The organism is Streptomyces sp. NPDC002206 (assembly GCF_053593595.1).
In genome coordinates this window covers 106,547-124,185 of the sequence record NZ_JBSFCW010000013.1, presented here as the reverse complement: position 1 = coordinate 124,185, position 17,639 = coordinate 106,547, and the positions used below count along the sequence as shown (strand labels likewise).

Annotated in this window: 17 protein-coding genes; 6 read left to right on the top strand and 11 right to left on the bottom strand. The window is 70.3% G+C overall.

The genetic code is table 11. From position 1 onward, the window contains the following. The first annotated feature begins 284 nt into the window (after positions 1-284). Positions 285-1,775 (top strand): oligopeptide:H+ symporter, encoded by a 1,491-nt coding sequence (locus ACWCP8_RS23880; protein WP_352265605.1) that lies wholly within the window; start codon positions 285-287, stop codon positions 1,773-1,775. A gap of 106 nt (positions 1,776-1,881) precedes the next feature. Here the strand turns inward: ACWCP8_RS23880 and ACWCP8_RS23875 are convergent, their stop codons facing one another. From ACWCP8_RS23875 to ACWCP8_RS23850, 6 genes are all read right to left on the bottom strand, one after another. Further along, positions 1,882-3,246: a hypothetical protein gene (locus ACWCP8_RS23875; protein ID WP_451118027.1), complete on the bottom strand. Its 1,365-nt coding sequence runs from the start codon at positions 3,244-3,246 to the stop codon at positions 1,882-1,884. Positions 3,247-3,260: 14 nt separating this feature from the next. After that, positions 3,261-4,391: a hypothetical protein gene (locus ACWCP8_RS23870; RefSeq protein WP_451118025.1), complete on the bottom strand. Its 1,131-nt coding sequence runs from the start codon at positions 4,389-4,391 to the stop codon at positions 3,261-3,263. 17 nt (positions 4,392-4,408) lie between these two features. Then, a complete protein-coding gene (locus tag ACWCP8_RS23865) occupies positions 4,409-5,386 on the bottom strand; it encodes a COG1470 family protein (RefSeq protein ID WP_451117976.1) in 978 nt (325 codons plus the stop codon). A gap of 120 nt (positions 5,387-5,506) precedes the next feature. Next, a complete protein-coding gene (locus ACWCP8_RS23860; protein ID WP_451117974.1) occupies positions 5,507-6,172 on the bottom strand; it encodes a peptidase in 666 nt (221 codons plus the stop codon). A gap of 187 nt (positions 6,173-6,359) precedes the next feature. Beyond that, positions 6,360-6,863: an ATP-binding protein gene (locus ACWCP8_RS23855; protein ID WP_352265599.1), complete on the bottom strand. Its 504-nt coding sequence runs from the start codon at positions 6,861-6,863 to the stop codon at positions 6,360-6,362. A 237-nt stretch (positions 6,864-7,100) separates the two neighbouring features. Then, complete coding sequence (locus ACWCP8_RS23850) at positions 7,101-7,469, bottom strand: STAS domain-containing protein (protein WP_352265598.1); 369 nt, start codon at positions 7,467-7,469, stop codon at positions 7,101-7,103. A 320-nt stretch (positions 7,470-7,789) separates the two neighbouring features. Here ACWCP8_RS23850 and ACWCP8_RS23845 point away from each other — a divergent pair, with 320 nt between their 5' ends. Further along, on the top strand, positions 7,790-8,758 hold the full coding sequence (locus tag ACWCP8_RS23845) for an RNA polymerase sigma factor SigF (RefSeq protein ID WP_451118023.1): 969 nt from the start codon (positions 7,790-7,792) through the stop codon (positions 8,756-8,758). 113 nt (positions 8,759-8,871) lie between these two features. Here ACWCP8_RS23845 and hutI read toward each other — a convergent pair whose 3' ends face one another. From hutI to hutU, 4 genes are all read right to left on the bottom strand, one after another. After that, a complete protein-coding gene (gene hutI / locus ACWCP8_RS23840) occupies positions 8,872-10,044 on the bottom strand; it encodes an imidazolonepropionase (RefSeq protein WP_352265596.1) in 1,173 nt (390 codons plus the stop codon). 32 nt (positions 10,045-10,076) lie between these two features. Next, on the bottom strand, positions 10,077-11,462 hold the full coding sequence (locus ACWCP8_RS23835) for a formimidoylglutamate deiminase (protein ID WP_451117971.1): 1,386 nt from the start codon (positions 11,460-11,462) through the stop codon (positions 10,077-10,079). After that, complete coding sequence (locus ACWCP8_RS23830; protein ID WP_451117969.1) at positions 11,453-12,667, bottom strand: allantoate amidohydrolase; 1,215 nt, start codon at positions 12,665-12,667, stop codon at positions 11,453-11,455. Before ACWCP8_RS23830 ends, ACWCP8_RS23835 begins: the two co-directional genes overlap by 10 nt. A gap of 143 nt (positions 12,668-12,810) precedes the next feature. Then, positions 12,811-14,472, bottom strand: a complete 1,662-nt coding sequence (gene hutU / locus ACWCP8_RS23825; protein WP_352265590.1) for a urocanate hydratase — start codon at positions 14,470-14,472, stop codon at positions 12,811-12,813. Positions 14,473-14,741: 269 nt separating this feature from the next. On the opposite strand from hutU, the gene ACWCP8_RS23820 reads away from it, so the two are divergent. The 4 genes from ACWCP8_RS23820 to ACWCP8_RS23805 all read left to right on the top strand — a co-directional run bounded on the left by ACWCP8_RS23820 (position 14,742) and on the right by ACWCP8_RS23805 (position 16,989). Continuing rightward, entirely contained in the window at positions 14,742-15,170 is a 429-nt protein-coding gene (locus tag ACWCP8_RS23820) for a hypothetical protein (protein ID WP_382837160.1), read from the top strand. A 116-nt stretch (positions 15,171-15,286) separates the two neighbouring features. Continuing rightward, positions 15,287-16,030 carry a helix-turn-helix domain-containing protein gene (locus ACWCP8_RS23815; protein ID WP_352265651.1) on the top strand — a complete coding sequence of 248 codons (744 nt, stop codon included), beginning with the start codon at positions 15,287-15,289 and terminating at the stop codon, positions 16,028-16,030. A gap of 38 nt (positions 16,031-16,068) precedes the next feature. After that, on the top strand, positions 16,069-16,536 hold the full coding sequence (locus ACWCP8_RS23810; protein WP_352265588.1) for a roadblock/LC7 domain-containing protein: 468 nt from the start codon (positions 16,069-16,071) through the stop codon (positions 16,534-16,536). A gap of 78 nt (positions 16,537-16,614) precedes the next feature. Beyond that, the gene (locus ACWCP8_RS23805) at positions 16,615-16,989 is read left to right on the top strand and encodes a hypothetical protein (protein WP_352265586.1); all 375 of its coding nucleotides are present in this window, start codon (positions 16,615-16,617) and stop codon (positions 16,987-16,989) included. Between the two features lie 16 nt (positions 16,990-17,005). On the opposite strand, the gene ACWCP8_RS23800 is transcribed toward ACWCP8_RS23805, so the two are convergent. Then, positions 17,006-17,593, bottom strand: coding sequence for a hypothetical protein (locus ACWCP8_RS23800; protein ID WP_355996255.1), 588 nt, complete (start codon positions 17,591-17,593; stop codon positions 17,006-17,008). Positions 17,594-17,639 lie beyond the last annotated feature (46 nt).

The window sequence follows — 17,639 nt, the reverse complement described above, 5'->3', positions numbered from 1 at the left end:
AGCTTTAAGCGCCGAAGGTCTCTTTTGTATGCGGGCTGGTATTCGCCAGCCTTTGGTTCAGTGAATGACCTGTGGCCGGGCCCGGAGCTCAGAAGTACTCCGGGCGTGGATCCCGATGCGGTCCGTCCCCCGACTCCGACATCGACTCCGTACCCAGGTGCGGGGTCCGGAGCGAATCCCCTCTCAGGCGTGAGGGGTGGGCGCAGCCTCATCGGTGCCGGCCTCCCCCCACCGGGCGCTCAACGCTCACAAGGCGTCGCGTCCCGAGCAAGCAAGGATCGACCATGGCGTCCAGCCTGACGAAGGACTCAGCCAGCGCGTCTGGCTCCGAGAAGACCTTCTTCGGCCACCCCCGCGGCCTGGCCACTCTCTTCATGACCGAGATGTGGGAGCGCTTCAGCTACTACGGCATGAGGGCCCTGCTCCCCCTCTACCTGATCGCCCCCAACGGGCTTCACATGAACCCGGCCACGGCCACGGCGATCTACTCGGTCTACGTGTCGCTGGTGTACCTGCTCGCGATGCCCGGTGGCTGGTTCGGTGACCGCGTCTGGGGTCCCCGCAAGACCGTCGCCGTCGCCGGTGTGGTCATCATGATCGGCCACCTGGCGCTGGCGCTGCCGACGCAGGGCACGTTCTTCGCGGGTCTCGGCCTGGTGGCCATAGGCTCCGGTCTACTGAAGTCCAACATCTCGACGATGGTCGGCCAGCTCTACGACGGCCCGGACGACCCGCGCCGTGACGGTGGCTTCACGATCTTCTACATGGGCATCAACGTCGGTGCCTTCGCCGCGCCGCTGGTCATCGGCACCGTCGGTGAGAGCGTGAACTGGCACCTGGGCTTCGCGCTCGCCGCGGCCGGCATGGCGCTGGGCCTCGTCCAGTTCCTGCTGGGCACCCGCCACCTGAACGAGCGCAGCCTCGTCGTCCCGAAGCCGCTGTCCGCCGCCGAGCGCACGAGCACGCTGCGCAAGGGCATGATCTGGATGGCCGTCGCCGCTGTCTTCTACATCATCACGGTCGTCACCGGCGTCTACACGCTCAACTGGATCCTCGTCCCGATCACCGTCGCGGGTCTGATCATTCCGATCGTGGTCCTGGCGCGCATCAAGCGCGACAAGGAGCTCAGCGCCGCCGAGCAGTCGAAGATGTCCGGCTACATCTGGTTCTTCGTCGCCGCCGCCATCTTCTGGATGATCTACGACCAGGGTGGTTCGACGCTCGCGATCTTCGCCGACTCCTCGGCCGACAACACCGTCCTCGGCTGGGAGTTCCCGGTCTCCTGGTACCAGTCGGTCAACCCGGTCCTGATCATGGCGCTGGCCCCGGTCTTCGCCGCCTTCTGGCTGGCGCTGAACCGCCGTGGCAAGGAGCCCAGCACCATCGTGAAGTTCAGCTCCGGTCTGGTGCTGGTCGGTGCGTCGTTCTTCCTCTTCCTGGCACCGCTGATGATCGCCACGGACGGACACAAGGCCGCCGCGATGTGGCTGGTCGCGATCTACTTCGTCCAGACGGTCGCCGAGCTGACGCTGTCCCCGGTGGGTCTGTCCGTCACCACGAAGATGGCTCCGGCCAAGTACGCCAGCCAGATGATGGGTGTCTGGTTCCTGGCCGTCACCGCCGGTGACTGCACCACGGGTCTGCTCTCCATCGCGGGTGTCGACCTCAACGGCACCAGCATTGTCGCTCTGCAGGCCGCCCTCGCGGTGGCTGCGGGTGCCGCGATCTTCATGTACCGCGGCAAGGTCAAGAAGCTCATGGGCGACGTGCACTGACGCACCGATCGCTGATGCGTTGATGCGCTGACCGCTCGTACGAAGGGCCGTCGCACCGGTTGACCGGTGCGACGGCCCTTCGCATTGCCCTGGTACGGAGCTCAGCTCACCGGGTGCCGCGCAGCCGGCGCCAGGGGGTGAACGTGAACACGGCGCCGCCCAGCAGGATCGCCGTACCGGCGACCAGGCCGAGCGCGCGCAGGGTGCCGTTGTCCTCGGCGCCGGTGGCGGCCAGCCCGCCGCCGGAGTCCGTACCGCCGCCGCTCGTGGCGCCGCCCGTGTCCGAGCCGCCGGCGGCCCCGCCGGGCTGGGACGAGGTGTCCAGCTCCAGGGAGACCGCGACATCGGCGGGCGGGGTGCAGGTCGTCGTCGTGCCGAGCGCCATCACGGTCAGTACGCCCGGGCTGAGGGTGGACTTGCCACTTGCGCCCGGCTTGTACGTACCCGTGAGATCGGGGATCTCGATCGGATCGCCGGACTTGATCGGCTCCTTGTTGGTGGGGCCCTCGACATGAACCGTGCCCTTGTCGGCTCCGCCGAGCTTGACCTCCATGGAAGGCTTCACCGAATCGGCCGGGATGTCGGCGGGACTGTCCATGACCGACTTGCTGAACTTCACCGTGAGGTCGAAGCTGCCGCCGTTCTTCTTCGCGTTGATCTTCACCGGGGAGGTGGCGTTCTTGTCACCGATCGGCGTCTTGCAGGCGTACGCGACGGACACCTCCTTGCCCTCGAAGTCGGTCTGACCGCCGCCGCCGCCGCTCGACCCGGCGGTGGTGCCGCCGGAGTCAGTGCCTCCGGTGTCCGTACCGCCGGCCGTCGTGCCCGCCGTGGTCCCGCCGTCGGCCGTCGTGCCGCCCGCGGTGGTGGAACCGGTGGTGGTGCCGGAGATCGTGCCACCCGCTGTCGTGCCGGTGGTCGTACCGCCCGCTGTTGTGCCGCCGCCCTCCGTGACCTTGATCGTCGCGCCCGGCTGCACGGTCTCCTTCGGGGAGCACTTGGTGTCGGTGGAGATCGGCTTGGAGACGTTGATGTTGTACGCGTCCGGCGTCAGCGTGATCTCACCGGCCTTCTCCAGCTTCAGCGTGCCCTTCATGTCGGGCAGCACCATGGGGCTGTTCTTGGGGATCGGCGGGTTCTGCCGGGGCCCTTCCATCGGCAGGTCGCCGCCGGCCGCGCCGCCCACCTTGATCGTGCCGGTCGGCTTGACCGTGTCCTTCTCCAGGTCGAGGACGTCGGGGTTGCTGGAAGCGGCCGCGACCGTCTTCCACACCACCTCGACGGTGTCCCCGACCTTCGCCTCGGCGGGCGCGGTCAGCTGCACCTCGGTGGTGCCCTGCACGGGCGGCAGCCCGGAGATGGACGGCGGAATGCACTCCGTCTTGTACGAGACGTCGGCGGCCTGGGCCGGGCTCGCGGCCAGCAGGATCCCCGCGCCGCCGAGCATCAGCGCGACTCCGGCCGCGCTCATCCTCCGTTGGGTGCTCACGAATGTCCCTTCGTCGTGGGTCTGTTCTCTGACGGTGCGGATTCCGGTGCGAACCACGGCAGCGCGGCCGTGGTGGCCGCGCCCGCAGCGGACCCGGTGCGCCCGGCCCGGTCCTCTGTCCTGGGGTTCACAGGGGTGGTGCCCGGTGCCCGGCGCAGCTTCGCGGTCACGTCGGTGAGCTGTGGGTGGCGGTGACGTCCGGCCCGGACCGAGGCATGCGGGGTGCGGGGCCGGACCTTGTCGACGATCGCCATGCCGATCCGGAACACGGCGGCCGGTACGACCACGCAGAGCAGGATCCAGAAGAGGGTGACGCCCCACGGTCGGCCCACCCCCCACGGCTGTTCGGCCAGCACCTTCGTCCCGTACCGCAGGGAGATCTGGTAGTCGCCGTGCGCGCCCGCCGTCAGTTCGACCGGGAGTTTGATCTGCGCCTTGCGGCCGGGCGCAATGGTGCCGCGCCACTGTTGTTCCTCCCACTGCGGGGCGAAGACGCCGTGCGCCGTACCGACCTGGAAGACCGGGTCCTTGACGGGTGCCGTGCCGAGGTTGCCGACGGTGAGGACGAGCCTCCGTGCGGGCGGGGCGCCGAACCAGGTGAGGATCCCGCTGTCGCCCTCCAGCCGGGTCATGGCGAGCACGGCGAGCTTCCCGCCGCCGGTCTGCTTCGGCAGCGGAGCGACCGGGTGGCCCGCGACGACGAACACGGCATCGGCGGTGGCCTGCTCCCCGGTGACCGTCGCAACATGCACCACGCACGGGCACGGCTCGGGCGGCTCGGCGACGGGCATCTTCTTGCTGAAAGCACCCTTGGCATCGGTGGTGACGGCGCGTCCGTCGGCGTTGGAGCAGGAGTTGGTGCCACCGATGACGCCCCTGCCGGGTGCGGACTGCCCGCAGATCAGCATCATCAGCAAGGTGTCGGGCCGCCAGCCGCTGCCTTTGACAGTGATCTCACCGCCCTTGCCGGCCTGCTGTTTCGAGAGGGTGACCGCTGGCTGTCCGTCCGCCGCGCGGGCACCCGGTGCGGGCAGGAGCAGCAGGGCGGGCACCAGGGCCACGAGCAGCACGGTGACCCATCGGTGGCTGCCGCGCCGGAGGTATGCCGGTCCGGTCCGTCGCCCCACGTGTCCGGTCAGTCGTCTCACCTGTCCGCTCCCGCCTTCACCAAGTGCCTTTCGTCCGACGTGGGTCGAGATACCGGGCCGGCGCCGTCCGGCGGCCGGCGCTGTCCGCGCCGCAGCCGGTACGCGTACGCGCCCGCCGCGGCCAGGAACAGCAGTACGCCGCCGGTCACCGGCGCCCAGGGGACGAGGACCACCGAGCCCGTCGCCTCGCTGTGCGCGCCGCCCACGGCAGTGACCCGCAGCCGGACGGTGACGGAGTCGAGGGCGGGGACGTCCCGCCACGGCTCGGTGAGCTTCACCCGCTGTCCGGGCAGCAGCTCCACCGGCAGGGTCCGGGCCTCACGCCGCAGCAGCGTGCCGAACACCCCGTCCGCGCCGACGGCAAGGCGCGGGGCGAGGGCCGCATTGCCACGGTTGACGAGGGTGTAGTGAATGGTCCGGCCGGACACGGTGACGTCCTCGACGGTCAGCGCGGCCAGGGTCGGCCCGCCGACCCGCAGATGCACGCGTACCCCGACCGAACGGCCGGCGCTCTCGGCGACGATCGCGCCGGGGTGGCCGCCCGGTGGCGCACTCGTCGGCACGGTGACGGAGAACGGCACTTCGGCACGGGTACGAGCGGGCACGGTCACCTGGTCCGCCGCGAGCCGCAGCCAGGCGCCGGTCCCGGTCGAGCCCTTCGCGCCGCGTACCGCGAATTCACCGTCCTCGGCGTTGTACGCGTCGGCTCCGCGCAGCCGCACGGTGACCGGGGTGCGGCCCGGGTTGGTGACGGCAAGCCGGTCCTGCAGCACGGTGCCGGGCACGCCCTCCAGGTAGAAGTACGGTCTGCCGCCGTCGTCGCCGGTCCGGGTCCCGAGGCCGCTCGCGGCGGGCCGGGCCGTCCAGTCCGTGGCACTGTCCGCCCGGTCGGCGGCCGCCGCCGGGGTCATGGCGAAGGCGCACAGCAGGACGGCGAGAACGGCTCGGGCGGCGTGACCGGTCAACGGCGGCATGGGCGGGGCTCCCTGGTGCGTACAGAGCTGGTGCGTACCGGGCTGGCGTATACGTACGGTGCGCGGACGGGGACTGTGGCTGTAACGGCCATGGGGTGTTGCGGTGGCGCGGTTCGTGGCTCAGCCCGTGGCCCGCTGCCCGCGCCGGGTCAGCCACAGCACTCCGGCCGCACCGGTCAGCAGCACCGTGCCGCCGAGCGTCCCGAGCGCCATCGCGGAATCCAGCGGACCGGTCTTCGGCAGCTGACCGCCGTTGTCCGGCGTGTTCTGCGCGCCACCCGCCGCCGTCACATCGAGCTCCAGCGACGGCTTGGGGCTGTTGCCCGGGGTGCAGGTCGTGGTCGTACCGAGAGCCTTGATGGTGAGCACCCCCGCGGTGAAGCTGACCTTGCCGCTCTTCTTCGGGGTGTACGCACCCGTCAAGTCACTGATTTTGATAGGGGTGTTGGCCGGGATCGCCGCGGCGTTCGCCGGGCCCGAGACCTGCACCTGGCCCGATTCGGCGCCGTCCAGCCGGATCACCGCGCTGGGCTTCATGGCGCCCTTGCCCAGTTCGACGGGGCTGGACGAGACGCCCTTCTGGAAGGACATCGTGAGCGTGTAGCCGTTGCCGCTCTTCACGCCCTTGATGTCGATGGGCGATACGGCACTCTTGTCCCCGATCGGGGTCTTGCACTGGTAGTCGACGTCCACGACCGTGGCGTGTGCGGCGGGCGCGGCCAGCATCACCACCGAGCCGGCCAGCGCGGACGCCAGGGCGAGAGCTGTTCGCTTCGGGTACGACACCTCGAGTTCCCCTCATGCCGGTGGTCGCCGCACGCCGCATCACATCGACGCAAGTTACTGACGACACATCAGATTGGGCGCTCAAGGTACGCCTGAGGCCTTGTGGAGGGAAGACAAAGAGCGCGCCGATCCGGCGCGCTCTTCGGGGATGCAAAGTCAGGGGTACGGAGTCGGGGCGGGCCCGTGACTACGCAGGGGCGGCCAGCTCCGCCCAGACGGTCTTGCCGGGTTCACCCGGCACCCGCAGAACCCCCCAGTCCAGACAGAGCCGCTGGACGATGAACATGCCGTGCCCGCCGGGCCGGCCGGCACGGTGCGGGGTGCGGGGTGCGGGCTGCCCCGCTCCGCCGTCGAGAACCTCCACCCGCAGCACCTTCGAGGTGCAGCCGATGCGCAGCTCCTCGGGTCCCTCCGCGTGCAGGCAGGCGTTGGTGACCAGCTCGGAGACGACCAGCAGGACGTCTTCGGCAGCCGCGCGGCGGTCGGCGCTCGACGCGGGGAGCCAGCCCCAGTCGCGGAGGGCCTGGCGGGCGAAATCGCGGGCCGTCGGCACGATGCCGCTGGCCTGCCGCAACGGCAGCGTGCGCCACTGTCGCTCGACCGGCTCGGCGGAGGGTGCGCCGACGCCGTCGCCCGCGCCCTCCGGCTCGCGGCCGAGGTCGCCCGGCTGATGCTGCCGGGTGGTGCTCATCAGCGCTTCACCTCACCGATTCACCATGTCGCCATCGAACAGATACAGATACAGATACAGATTCGGGAACCGGCACAGGTTCGGTACAGGTACCGACCTGCTACAGAGTGTGCAGGATGCCCCGGGCTCGCGGGGTCTCTCCTGCCCGGTCGAATCGTGACAACACCCACTTCGCCTACGCGGATCGCGTGACCCGGGCAACACTCGCGCCGCCCGACGCCATGAACCGAGCCACGATCAGGTGTCCAGAGCCTCTTCAAGGGAGTCGTGGACGGTGAAGACCGCCTCGGCCCCAGTGATCTCGAAGACCCTCGCCACCACCGGCAGCATTCCGGCCAAATGGACCCCTCCCCCGGCCGCCTCCGCCTTGAGGCGGGCACCGAGCAGCACGTTGAGCCCGGTGGAATCACAGAATTCGAGTCGCGAACAGTCGACCACGAGGCGCGCCCGCCCTTGCTCGACCGCGCTCTCCAAGGGTTCGCGGAGCAGGTCGGCGGTGTGGTGATCCAGCTCACCCACCGGCGTCACCACCTCACTGCACCCCTCGGTCCGGACCTCGACCTGAAGTCGACCCCGGTTCGCACTGCCGACCGTCTGGCGGTCCATGCCCGTCCCTCTTCGCCGTTCGTCATTGCCAACGTCACTGCCTGCGTCACCGCTCACGCGTCACCGACTGTCACGGTGTATGCGGTTGCGTGTGCAGCCGTCGCTGGCTTTCGTAAAACAGTACGCGTTCCGTACGCCACGTGGTAGCCGAGGAACCCAACAAACCGGACATTTGGCATCAATTGGCAGTTGTAACTCATCGTCCGGACCGGGTAAGGGTAGGAGGACACCCGAAACACGACCGGCTTTGGAGGCGCCGCTTCACCGCAGGAACACGTAAGGGCATCGGCAGCCATATGCCGAGAACGATGGAGGAGACCATGTCGCCCCGGCTCGACGGACCGCGTACCCACAACGCAACGTCAGCATGTCCTCAGGGACTGACCGAATCAGACTCCCCTGCAGCGGTTGCCGTACCCAGCCCGCGCAGCAGCAACACCAGCAGTACCCGCCACACCAGCACGATCAGCAGCATCGACGACGGTCTCGAAGACTTTCCCGAGATCCCGCCGTACTCCGAAGTGGGTCCGCTGGACGCCAGAGCCCTTTCGAAGACGCTCTTCGCGCGGCTCGAATCCGTCGAAGAGGGCACCCACGAGCATGCGTACGTACGCAACACGCTCGTCGAACTCAACCTGGCCCTGGTCAAGTTCGCCGCCTCCCGGTTCCGCTCCCGCAGCGAACCGATGGAGGACATCGTCCAGGTCGGCACCATCGGCCTGATCAAGGCGATCGACCGGTTCGAGCTCAGCCGGGGCGTCGAGTTCCCCACCTTCGCGATGCCCACCATCATCGGCGAGATCAAGCGTTTCTTCCGCGACACCAGTTGGTCCGTGCGCGTCCCGCGACGACTGCAGGAGTTGCGGATCGACCTGGCCAAGGCGGGCGACGAGCTCGCCCAGCACCTGGACCGGGCACCCACCGTGGGCGAACTCGCCGACCGCCTCGGGCTCAGCGACGACGAGGTCGTCGAGGGCATGGCCGCGAGCAACGCGTACACCGCGAGCTCACTCGACGCCAAGCCCATGGAGGACGACACCGAGGGTGCGCTGGCCGACCGGATCGGCTACGAGGACCACGGCCTCGCAGGCGTTGAGTACGTCGAGTCCCTGAAGCCGCTGATCGCCTCGCTGCCCGGCCGCGACCGGAAGATCCTCTCGCTCCGCTTCGTCGCCAATATGACGCAGGCGGAGATCGGTGAGGAGCTCGGTATCTCCCAGATGCATGTCTCGCGGCTGCTCTCCCGGACGCTGGTCAAGCTCAGGAAGGGCCTGACGCTGGAGGAGTGATTCCCCGGCACGTTCCGCGCCGTTGCGCGACCTCACCATGCGGAAGGACCTGACCCGGCAACGGGCAGGTCCTTCCGCATGACTGGCGTGGTGTCGACGCGTTGTCGACGCGGTCAGAGCATGCGTTCGCCGCGCTGCCAGACCGCCTGGACCAGCGGAACACCCGGCCGGTAGGCGAGGTGGACATGGCTGGGGGCGTCGAGGAGGACCAGGTCGGCGCGGGCGCCGGGGGCGATGCGACCGATGTCCGTGCGGCGCAGGGCCGCGGCGCCGCCCGCGGTGGCGGACCAGAGAGCCTCGTCCGGGGTCATGCCCATGTCGCGTACGGCGAGGGCGATACAGAAGGGCATGGAGGAGGTGAACGACGAGCCCGGGTTGCAGTCCGTGGAGAGCGCGACGGTGGCTCCCGCGTCGAGGATGCGGCGGGCGTCGGGCCAGTCGGCGCGGGTGGAGAACTCGGCGCCGGGGAGGAGCGTGGCAACGGTGTTGCCCTGGGCGAGGGCGTCGACGTCCGCGTCGGTCAGGTGGGTGCAGTGGTCGGCGGACGCGGCGTCGAGCTCGACGGCGAGCTGGACACCGGGGCCGTAGCTGAGCTGGTTGGCGTGGACGCGGGGGTGGAGCCCCTTGGCCATGCCGGCGGTCAGGATCGCGCGGGCCTGGTCGCCGTCGAACGCGCCCTTCTCGCAGAAGACGTCGACCCAACGGGCGTACGGGGCACAGGCGTCGAGCATCGGTCCGGTCACCAGGTCGACGTACCCGGCAGGATCGTCGGCGTAGTCGGGGGACACGACGTGGGCGCCGAGATAGGTGACCTCGTCGGTATGGCGGGCTGCGACACGCAGGGCGCGGGCCTCGTCCTCGACGGTGAGCCCGTAGCCCGACTTGGTCTCGAACGTGGTGGTGCCCTGGCGGAGTGCCTCCGTCAGATAGCGGACGACGTTGGCGGAGAGCTCGTCGTCGGTGGCGGCGCGGGTGGCGGCGACCGTGGTCCTGATGCCGCCCGCGGTGTAAGGGCGGCCGGACATCCGGGCGTTGAACTCCTGGGTGCGGTCGCCCGCGAAGAGGAGATGCGAGTGGGAGTCGACGAATCCCGGGATCACCGCGCGGCCGCTCGCGTCGACGGCGTTGTCAGTGGCGGGTGCTTTGCTTGACTCACCGGTCCAGACGACGCGGTCGCCCTCGATGACGACGGCCGCGTCCAGGATCAGGCCCAGGGGGGAATTGTCACCGAGGGAGGGGTCGTTGGTGACCAGACTGGCGATGTTGGTGATGGCGGTCGTCGTCATCGGGGGGCTGCTCTCCTTGCGAGGGTCCGGCGTCAGCCGTGCAGGACGGCAATGGCCGAGGCGAGTGCTGCGGGTACGTCCTCGACGAGTGCGTGCTGCCCGTCGCGGACGATGTGCCGGCCTGCCACGACCGTATGCCGCACATCAGCGGCGGAGGCGGCGAATACGGCTGCTTCGGCTGCCAGTCGGGGCGCCGGTCCCGCTGTTCTGACGGAGTCGAGGGCGACGGTGGTGAAGTCGGCGAAGGCGCCCGGTTCGAGGGTGCCCGCGTCGGGACGGCCGAGTGCGGCGTGTCCGTCGGCGGTGGCGGCCCGCAGCAGTGCGGCCGCGGTCCAGTGGCCGCGGGCCTGGGTGCGCAGGCGCTCGTTGAGCTCCATCGCGCGGGCCTCTTCGAAGAGGTCGATCACGGCGTGGCTGTCGCTGCCCAGGGAGAGCGGCGAGCCCGCGCGCTGGAGCGCTACCGCGGGGCCGATGCCGTCGGCCAGGTCGCGTTCGGTGGTGGGACACATGCAGGTGCCGGTGGCCGAGGAGCCGAGCAGCTTGATGTCCTCGCCGCTGAGGTGGGTGTTGTGGATGCCGGTGGTGCGCGGGCCGAGGACCCCGTGGTCGGCGAGGAGCCGGGTGGGGGAACAGCCGTGGGCGGCCTGGCAGGCCTCGTTCTCCGCAACCTGTTCGGAGAGGTGGACATGGAGGGGGGCCCGCCGTCCCTCGGCCCATGCGGCCACGGTGGCGAGCTGCCCGGCGGGCACGGCGCGTACGGAGTGGACGGCCGCGCCGATCAGGGCGTGATCGGTGTCCTTGAGAAGGGAGGCGCGTTCGGCCCAGGCCTCGGCTGTGGTGTCGGAGAAGCGCAGCTGGTGCTGGTTGGGCTGCTGGTACTGCCCGGCCCGCTGCCCGAACCCGGCGGCGAGATAGGCGGTGTCCAGCAGTGTGATCCGGATACCGGCCGCGTCGGCGGCGGCGATCAGGGCCTCGCCCATCGCGTTCGGGTTGTTGTACGGGACTCCGCCCGGCGCGTGGTGCAGATAGTGGAACTCACCGACGGCGGTGATGCCGGCCAGCGCCATCTCGGCGTACACGGCGCGGGCGAGGTCGTAATACGTCTCGGGGGTGAGCCGGGACGAGACCTGGTACATGAGCTCGCGCCAGGTCCAGAAGGTGCCGGAGCCGACCTGGACGGTGGAGCGCAGGGCGCGGTGGAAGGCGTGCGAGTGTGCGTTGGCGAGACCGGGAAGAGTGAGCCCACGCAGCACGGTGGCGCCCGGCGGCGGGGCGTCGACGCCGGTACGCACCCCGGCGATCCGCCCGTCGGCGACGTCCAGGGTGACGCCCGGCTCGACATGGGTGCCGAGCCAGGCGTGGGACAGCCAGAACGTCGCGGTGTCGTGCTTTCCCGTCGGTGTCGTTGTCAGCTGCACGCGAGACCTTCCAGTACATCGGCGAGTGCGATCACCCCGGCCACGCAGTCGTCCTCGGCGGCGTGTTCGGCAGGCGAGTGCGAGATCCCGGTGGGGTTCCGTACGAACAGCATGGCGGTAGGGACCGAAGAGGACAAAATACCCGCATCGTGCCCGGCGCCGGTGCCGAGGACGGGTACGGCGCGGTCCGCGTCGTACCCGCCCCTGCCCGTCAGAATCTTGCCGAGTTCGTCGCGCAGGGCGTGCTGGAACTCCACGACGGGCGTGAAGGACTCCCGTACGACATCGAGATCGATGCCCGCGCGCTCGGCGTGTTCCCGGGCGGCCCGCTCGATGCCGGTGACGACGGCGTCGAGGGTGTCCTGGTCGGCGGCTCGCGAGTCGAGCCAGCCCCGGACGAGGGAGGGGATGGCGTTGACCCCGTTCGGCTCGACGGCGATCTTGCCGAAGGTGGCGAGGGCGCCGGTGAGCTGCGCCTCGCGACGGGCGGCCAGCACGGTCTCGGCGTAGGTGAGCATCGGATCACGCCGGTCCACGAGCCGGGTGGTGCCCGCGTGGTTGGCCTCGCCCCGGAAATCGAACCGCCAGCGGCCGTGCGGCCAGATGGCGGAGGCGATACCGACCGGGTCGCCGGTGAGGTCGAGGGAGCGCCCCTGTTCGACGTGGAGCTCGACGAAGGCACCGATACGGGCCAGCCGTTCGGGGTCCGGGCCGATGGCCTCGGGGTCGTAGCCGGCGGCCTCCATGGCCTGCGGCAGTGTGGTGCCGTCGCCGTCGCGGAGCTGGTGCGCCTTCTCGACGGTCAGCTGCCCGGCGGCGAGCCGGGACCCGACACACGCGAGCCCGAACCGGGCCCCCTCCTCGTCGCCGAAGTTGGTGATGGCGAACGGACGGGAGAACTCCGCTCCCCTGCGGCGGAGTTCATCCAACGCAGCGAAGGAGGAGACCACACCGAGCGGCCCGTCGAAGGCGCCGCCGTCGGGCACGGAGTCGAGGTGCGACCCGGTGACGACGGCGTCGTCACCGAGCGGATCCCCGAGCCAGGCCCACTGGTTCCCGTTCCGGTCGACCTCGTACACGAGTCCGCGGGCTTCGGCCTGCGTCCGGAACCAGACACGGCAGTCACCGTCGGCGGCGGTCCAGGCGTAGCGGCGGTAGCCGCCGCTCCCGGCGTGCCGCCCGATGGGAGCGAGCTCCTTCCACATGCTCTGGAAGGAGACTTGCGGGCCTTCGTTCCGCGGGGCGGGGGAGGTGTCTCCCCCGCCTTCAGAGCCACGGCGGAGGGTGGGCGCAGGTGAACCCGCGCCCGACAGCGAACCCCCCACCGAGCCGGTCGCGCCGGGCACCGTCACTGCCCGCCCTCGGTCATCGGCACCCGCACGCCCTTGTCCGCGGCGACGGACTCCGCGATGTCGTACCCGGCATCGACATGCCGGATGACGCCCATGCCCGGGTCGTTCGTCAGCACCCGGCGGATCTTCTCGCCCGCCAGCTTCGTGCCGTCGGCCACGGTCACCTGGCCCGCGTGGATGGAGCGCCCCATCCCGACGCCGCCGCCGTGGTGGATGGAGACCCAGGAGGCGCCGGACGCCACGTTGACCATGGCGTTCAGCAGCGGCCAGTCCGCAATCGCGTCGGACCCGTCGAGCATCGCCTCGGTCTCGCGGTACGGGGACGCCACCGACCCGCAGTCCAGGTGGTCGCGGCCGATCGCCAGCGGCGCGGCCAGCTCACCGCTGGCCACCATGTCGTTGAACCGCTCGCCGGCACGGTCGCGCTCGCCGTAGCCGAGCCAGCAGATCCGGGCGGGCAGCCCCTGGAAGTGGACGCGTTCGCCGGCCATCTTGATCCACCGGTGCAGCGACTCGTTCTCGGGGAAGAGTTCGAGCATCGCCTTGTCGGTCTTGTGGATGTCCGACGCCTCACCGGACAGCGCGGCCCAGCGGAACGGGCCCTTGCCCTCGCAGAACAGCGGCCGGATGTACGCGGGGACGAACCCGGGGAAGTCGAATGCCCGGTCGTAGCCCGCCAGCCGGGCCTCGCCGCGGATCGAGTTGCCGTAGTCGAAGACCTCGGCCCCGGCGTCCATGAAGCCGACCATCGCCTCGACGTGCTTGGCCATCGCCTCGCGGGCCCGCTGCGTGAAGTCGGCGGGCTTCTCGGCGGCGTACGAGGCCATGTCGTCGAAGTCGACGCCGATCGGGAGGTACGCGAGCGGGTCGTGCGCGCTGGTCTGGTCGGTGACGATGTCGATCGGGGCACCCTCGGCGAGCATGCGGGGCAGCAGCTCCGCCGCGTTGCCGAGCAGCCCGATGGAGAGCGGCTTGCGCGCGTCGCGCGCCTCGACCGCGAGCTGGAGCGCGTGCTCCAGGGAGTCGGCGCGCACATCCAGGTAGCGGTGCTCGATGCGACGCTCGATGGCGCGCGGGTCGCAGTCGATACAGATCGCGACGCCGTCGTTCATGGTGACCGCGAGCGGCTGGGCGCCGCCCATGCCGCCGAGTCCGGCGGTCAGGGTGATCGTCCCGGCCAGCGTCCCGTTGAACTTCTTCGCGGCGACGGCGGCGAACGTCTCGTACGTGCCCTGCAGGATGCCCTGCGTGCCGATGTAGATCCACGACCCGGCGGTCATCTGGCCGTACATGGTGAGTCCGAGCGCCTCCAGGCGGCGGAACTCCTCCCAGTTCGCCCAGTCGCCGACCAGGTTGGAGTTGGCGATCAGAACGCGCGGCGCCCACTCGTGGGTCTGCATGACGCCGACCGGCCGCCCGGACTGGACGAGCATCGTCTCGTCCTGCTTGAGCGTCTGCAGCGTGCGCACCATCGCGTCGAACGAGCGCCAGTCGCGGGCCGCCTTGCCCGTGCCGCCGTAGACGACGAGCTTGTCGGGGTGCTCGGCCACCTCGGGGTCGAGGTTGTTCTGCAGCATGCGGAGGGCGGCTTCCTGCTGCCATCCCAGGGCGCTCAGTTCCGTACCGCGCGGTGCCCGTACGGGGCGGGGTCCTGACATGGCAATGCCTCCTCGCGTCTGTGATGCTTCTATTCACATCCTGTCGCTCTGAATACTTGTAGTCAACAGGCCACGCCCGAAAGACCTGCCCGGAAGCCGGGGAGCGGCACCGAAGACGGACAGAACATGACAGGGGCGCCAACGGGTCCGACCGATTCCGACCGTCTTTCGCATGTACCAATGGAAAATGCCAGAACCCCGACCCCGGGCGAGCACGTTGCGTAGCCTCAGCGTCACAGCCGCGTGTCCGGTCGGGGGAGGGAGTCCGCGTGCCCGGGATCGACGAGTGCCTGCTCGAAGTCATGAGGCTGCCCGGTGCCCGCGGCGCCGCGGTGGTCGACTGGACAAGCGGTCTCGCCCTGGGCACCATCGGCGAATCGCCCAACGGCGATCACGAGGCGACCGCGGCCGAGACGGCCGAGGTGGCACGCATGGCGGCGGAGCAGCCCGCGTTCGCCCTCTCCGTCCCGGAACCCTCAACAGGCCCGGGCGAGAACGCCGTTACAGGGACGGGCGCGGCGCCTCCGGTGGAGGACGTCATCGTCACCACCCGCGCCGGCTACCACATCCTCCGATTCGTCGACACGGCCTTCGACAGCAGCGTCTTCCTGCATCTGTGGCTCGACCGCTCCGACGGCAACCTGGCGCTCGCCCGGATCCGGCTGGGCGAGATGGCGGAGCGGCTGGTCCTGGCATGAGAACCACCGTGCCCGAGAGAACACCCCCCGACAGAACCCCCTCCGAGCGAACCCCCTCCGAGCGAACCTCACCCGAGAGAACCTCCCCCGTGAGAGCAGCCTCCGCCCTCTCCCCCATGCTCCAGCGCCTCGCCGCCGAGCGCGCCACCGGCGCCCTGATGCGCGACCGCGGCACGCTCTACCTTGCCGACGGCCAGGTCGTGCACGCCGAGAGTCCCGCGACACCCGGCATCGACATCCTGCTCACCGCGAGCGGCACCCTGCACCGCGACGGCTGGTGGGACGCTGTCAGCCAGGCGGGCGCCGGGCAGCGGGTCGGCCGCTACCTGGTGGACAGCGGCCGGATACCCGGCGGCGCACTGGAGCTCTGCCACTTAGGGGCGTTGTACGACGCCGCCTTCTTCGCCCTCGCCCCCACCCGGACCCCGGCCCGGTTCCGTTACGGGGTCTCGCACTGGATCGGTCCCGTGCACCCCGTCCCCGTCGATGCCGTGCAGCGCGAGACGCTCCGGCGCCGGGAGCTGCTGGACCGGATCTGGCCCGACGCGATGACCGACACCGCCCCGCTCGTCCGGGCGCTCCATCCCGTCGACGCCCCCGTCCCGTCGCGCCGGCGCCGCGTACTCGATCTGGTGGACGGAGTACGTACGGCATCCGACATCGCACAGCACCTGGGCCGCTCGGCGTTCCACATCCTCGTCGACCTGCGACGGCTCACGGCCGCCGGACTGGTCGAAGCGGTCAGGCAGACGGCGGCCCCGTCCGCCTCCGCGCCCGGCCGGATCACGCTTCCCGAGGTCACGGCCGACCCCGACGTCGCCCTGCTGCGCCGGCTCAGAGACGCATTGGAGGCCCTGTGATACGCGCGCTCAGACAGCGTGCCGGGAGGAGACAACTGATGGTTCCCGAGGCCGAAGTCCAGGACGTCCTGGCCGAACTCCAGCGGCTACGCGCCCGGGTTCCGCTCCTCGCGGGCGCGCTGGCGGCCAGCACCGACGGACTCGTCCTGGCCCAGGACACCCCCGGAGTGGAGGCGGAGGGCGTCGCCGCACTCACCGCGGCCTCGCTCGGCGTCGCGCTCAGGATGGCGGAGGCGACCGGCCGGGGCGGCTTCCGCGAACTGCTCGTACGAGGCGAGACCGGCTACATCGCCACGTACGCGGCGGGCTCCTCCGCCGTTCTCACGCTCCTGGCCGAGGACCGGATCAACGTCGGCCGGCTCCACCTTGAAGGCCGCCGGGCGAGCACCCGGATCGGCGAACTGGTAGACGCCGCACTGCAACGCACCGCACAGCCCGTGCCCGCGTCGCACGCCCCGCGCCCACGCACCCCGCCCCCCGGCGGCCCCCTCCCGCACCGCACGTAATACCAGTCACATCCGCACCAGGAACGCCAGATAACGGAGCCGGTCACCCCGGCCGGCAAGGAAAGGAAACGAGCACTCATGGCCAACACCGAAGCGTCACTCAAGGAAGCGATGACCTCCATCGAGGGCACCCTCGGTGTCGCACTCGTCGACTACACCAGCGGCATGGCGCTGGGCACCCTCGGCGGCGGCAAGGACTTCAACCTGGACGTCGCGGCTGCAGGCAACACCGATGTCGTACGTGCCAAACTCCGCACGATGGAACACCTCGGCATCAAGGACGAGATCGAGGACATCCTGATCACCCTCGGCGGCCAGTACCACCTGATCCGGCTGCTCAAGGCGCGCGGCACCAACGGTCTCTTCCTCTACCTGGTGCTGGACTCCGCCCGCTCCAACCTGGCGATGGCCCGTCACCAGCTGAAGCGGATCGAGGCCGAACTGGAGGTCTGACCTCCGCAGCACACCCTCAGCGACGCCGCGCCCCACCGGGCGCGGCGTCGCCCGCCACCGGCCCGGTCGTCCGGTACGCCGCGACCTGCTTGCCCGCCGGCCGCCCCTTCTCGACCCAGTCGGTCCGCACCCAGTACAGGACGTCGTCCTTGCGCTCCCGCTGTCCGATCCGGACCGCCTTGAGCCAGAGCCCGGCCCCGGCACCCGCGAGCACCAGCCCACCGGCGCCGGGCAGCAGGAACCCACTGGCGATCGCTACGAGGAATCCGCCCAGCAGCCACCACCGGTGCCCGCGCCGCCAGTTGCGTACGGTCACGGCCCGGTCCTGGAGGAAGTCGGTCCGCCCGGCACGGGTGGCGGCCCGGGCCAGATCCGCGTACCTGCCTCCGCGTACGAGCGCCACCACCACTGCGGTGACCAGGAAGAGCGCAGCTCCGGCGAGCAGTCCGATCCGCCGGCCGGTGAGCCCCGGGACGAGCGCGCCGACAGCGGCGGCAAGCAGCCCCGGCCACCACAGCGGTACGGCTCCGGCCCGTACGATCACGGCCACCCTTGCCAACGACTGCGCTCCGCGCCCCACGTCCGTACCCCTCTCGACAGCCATCGGTGCTGTTTCTGTGGGCGCAGATTAGTGGCCGTGTCTGAGCAAT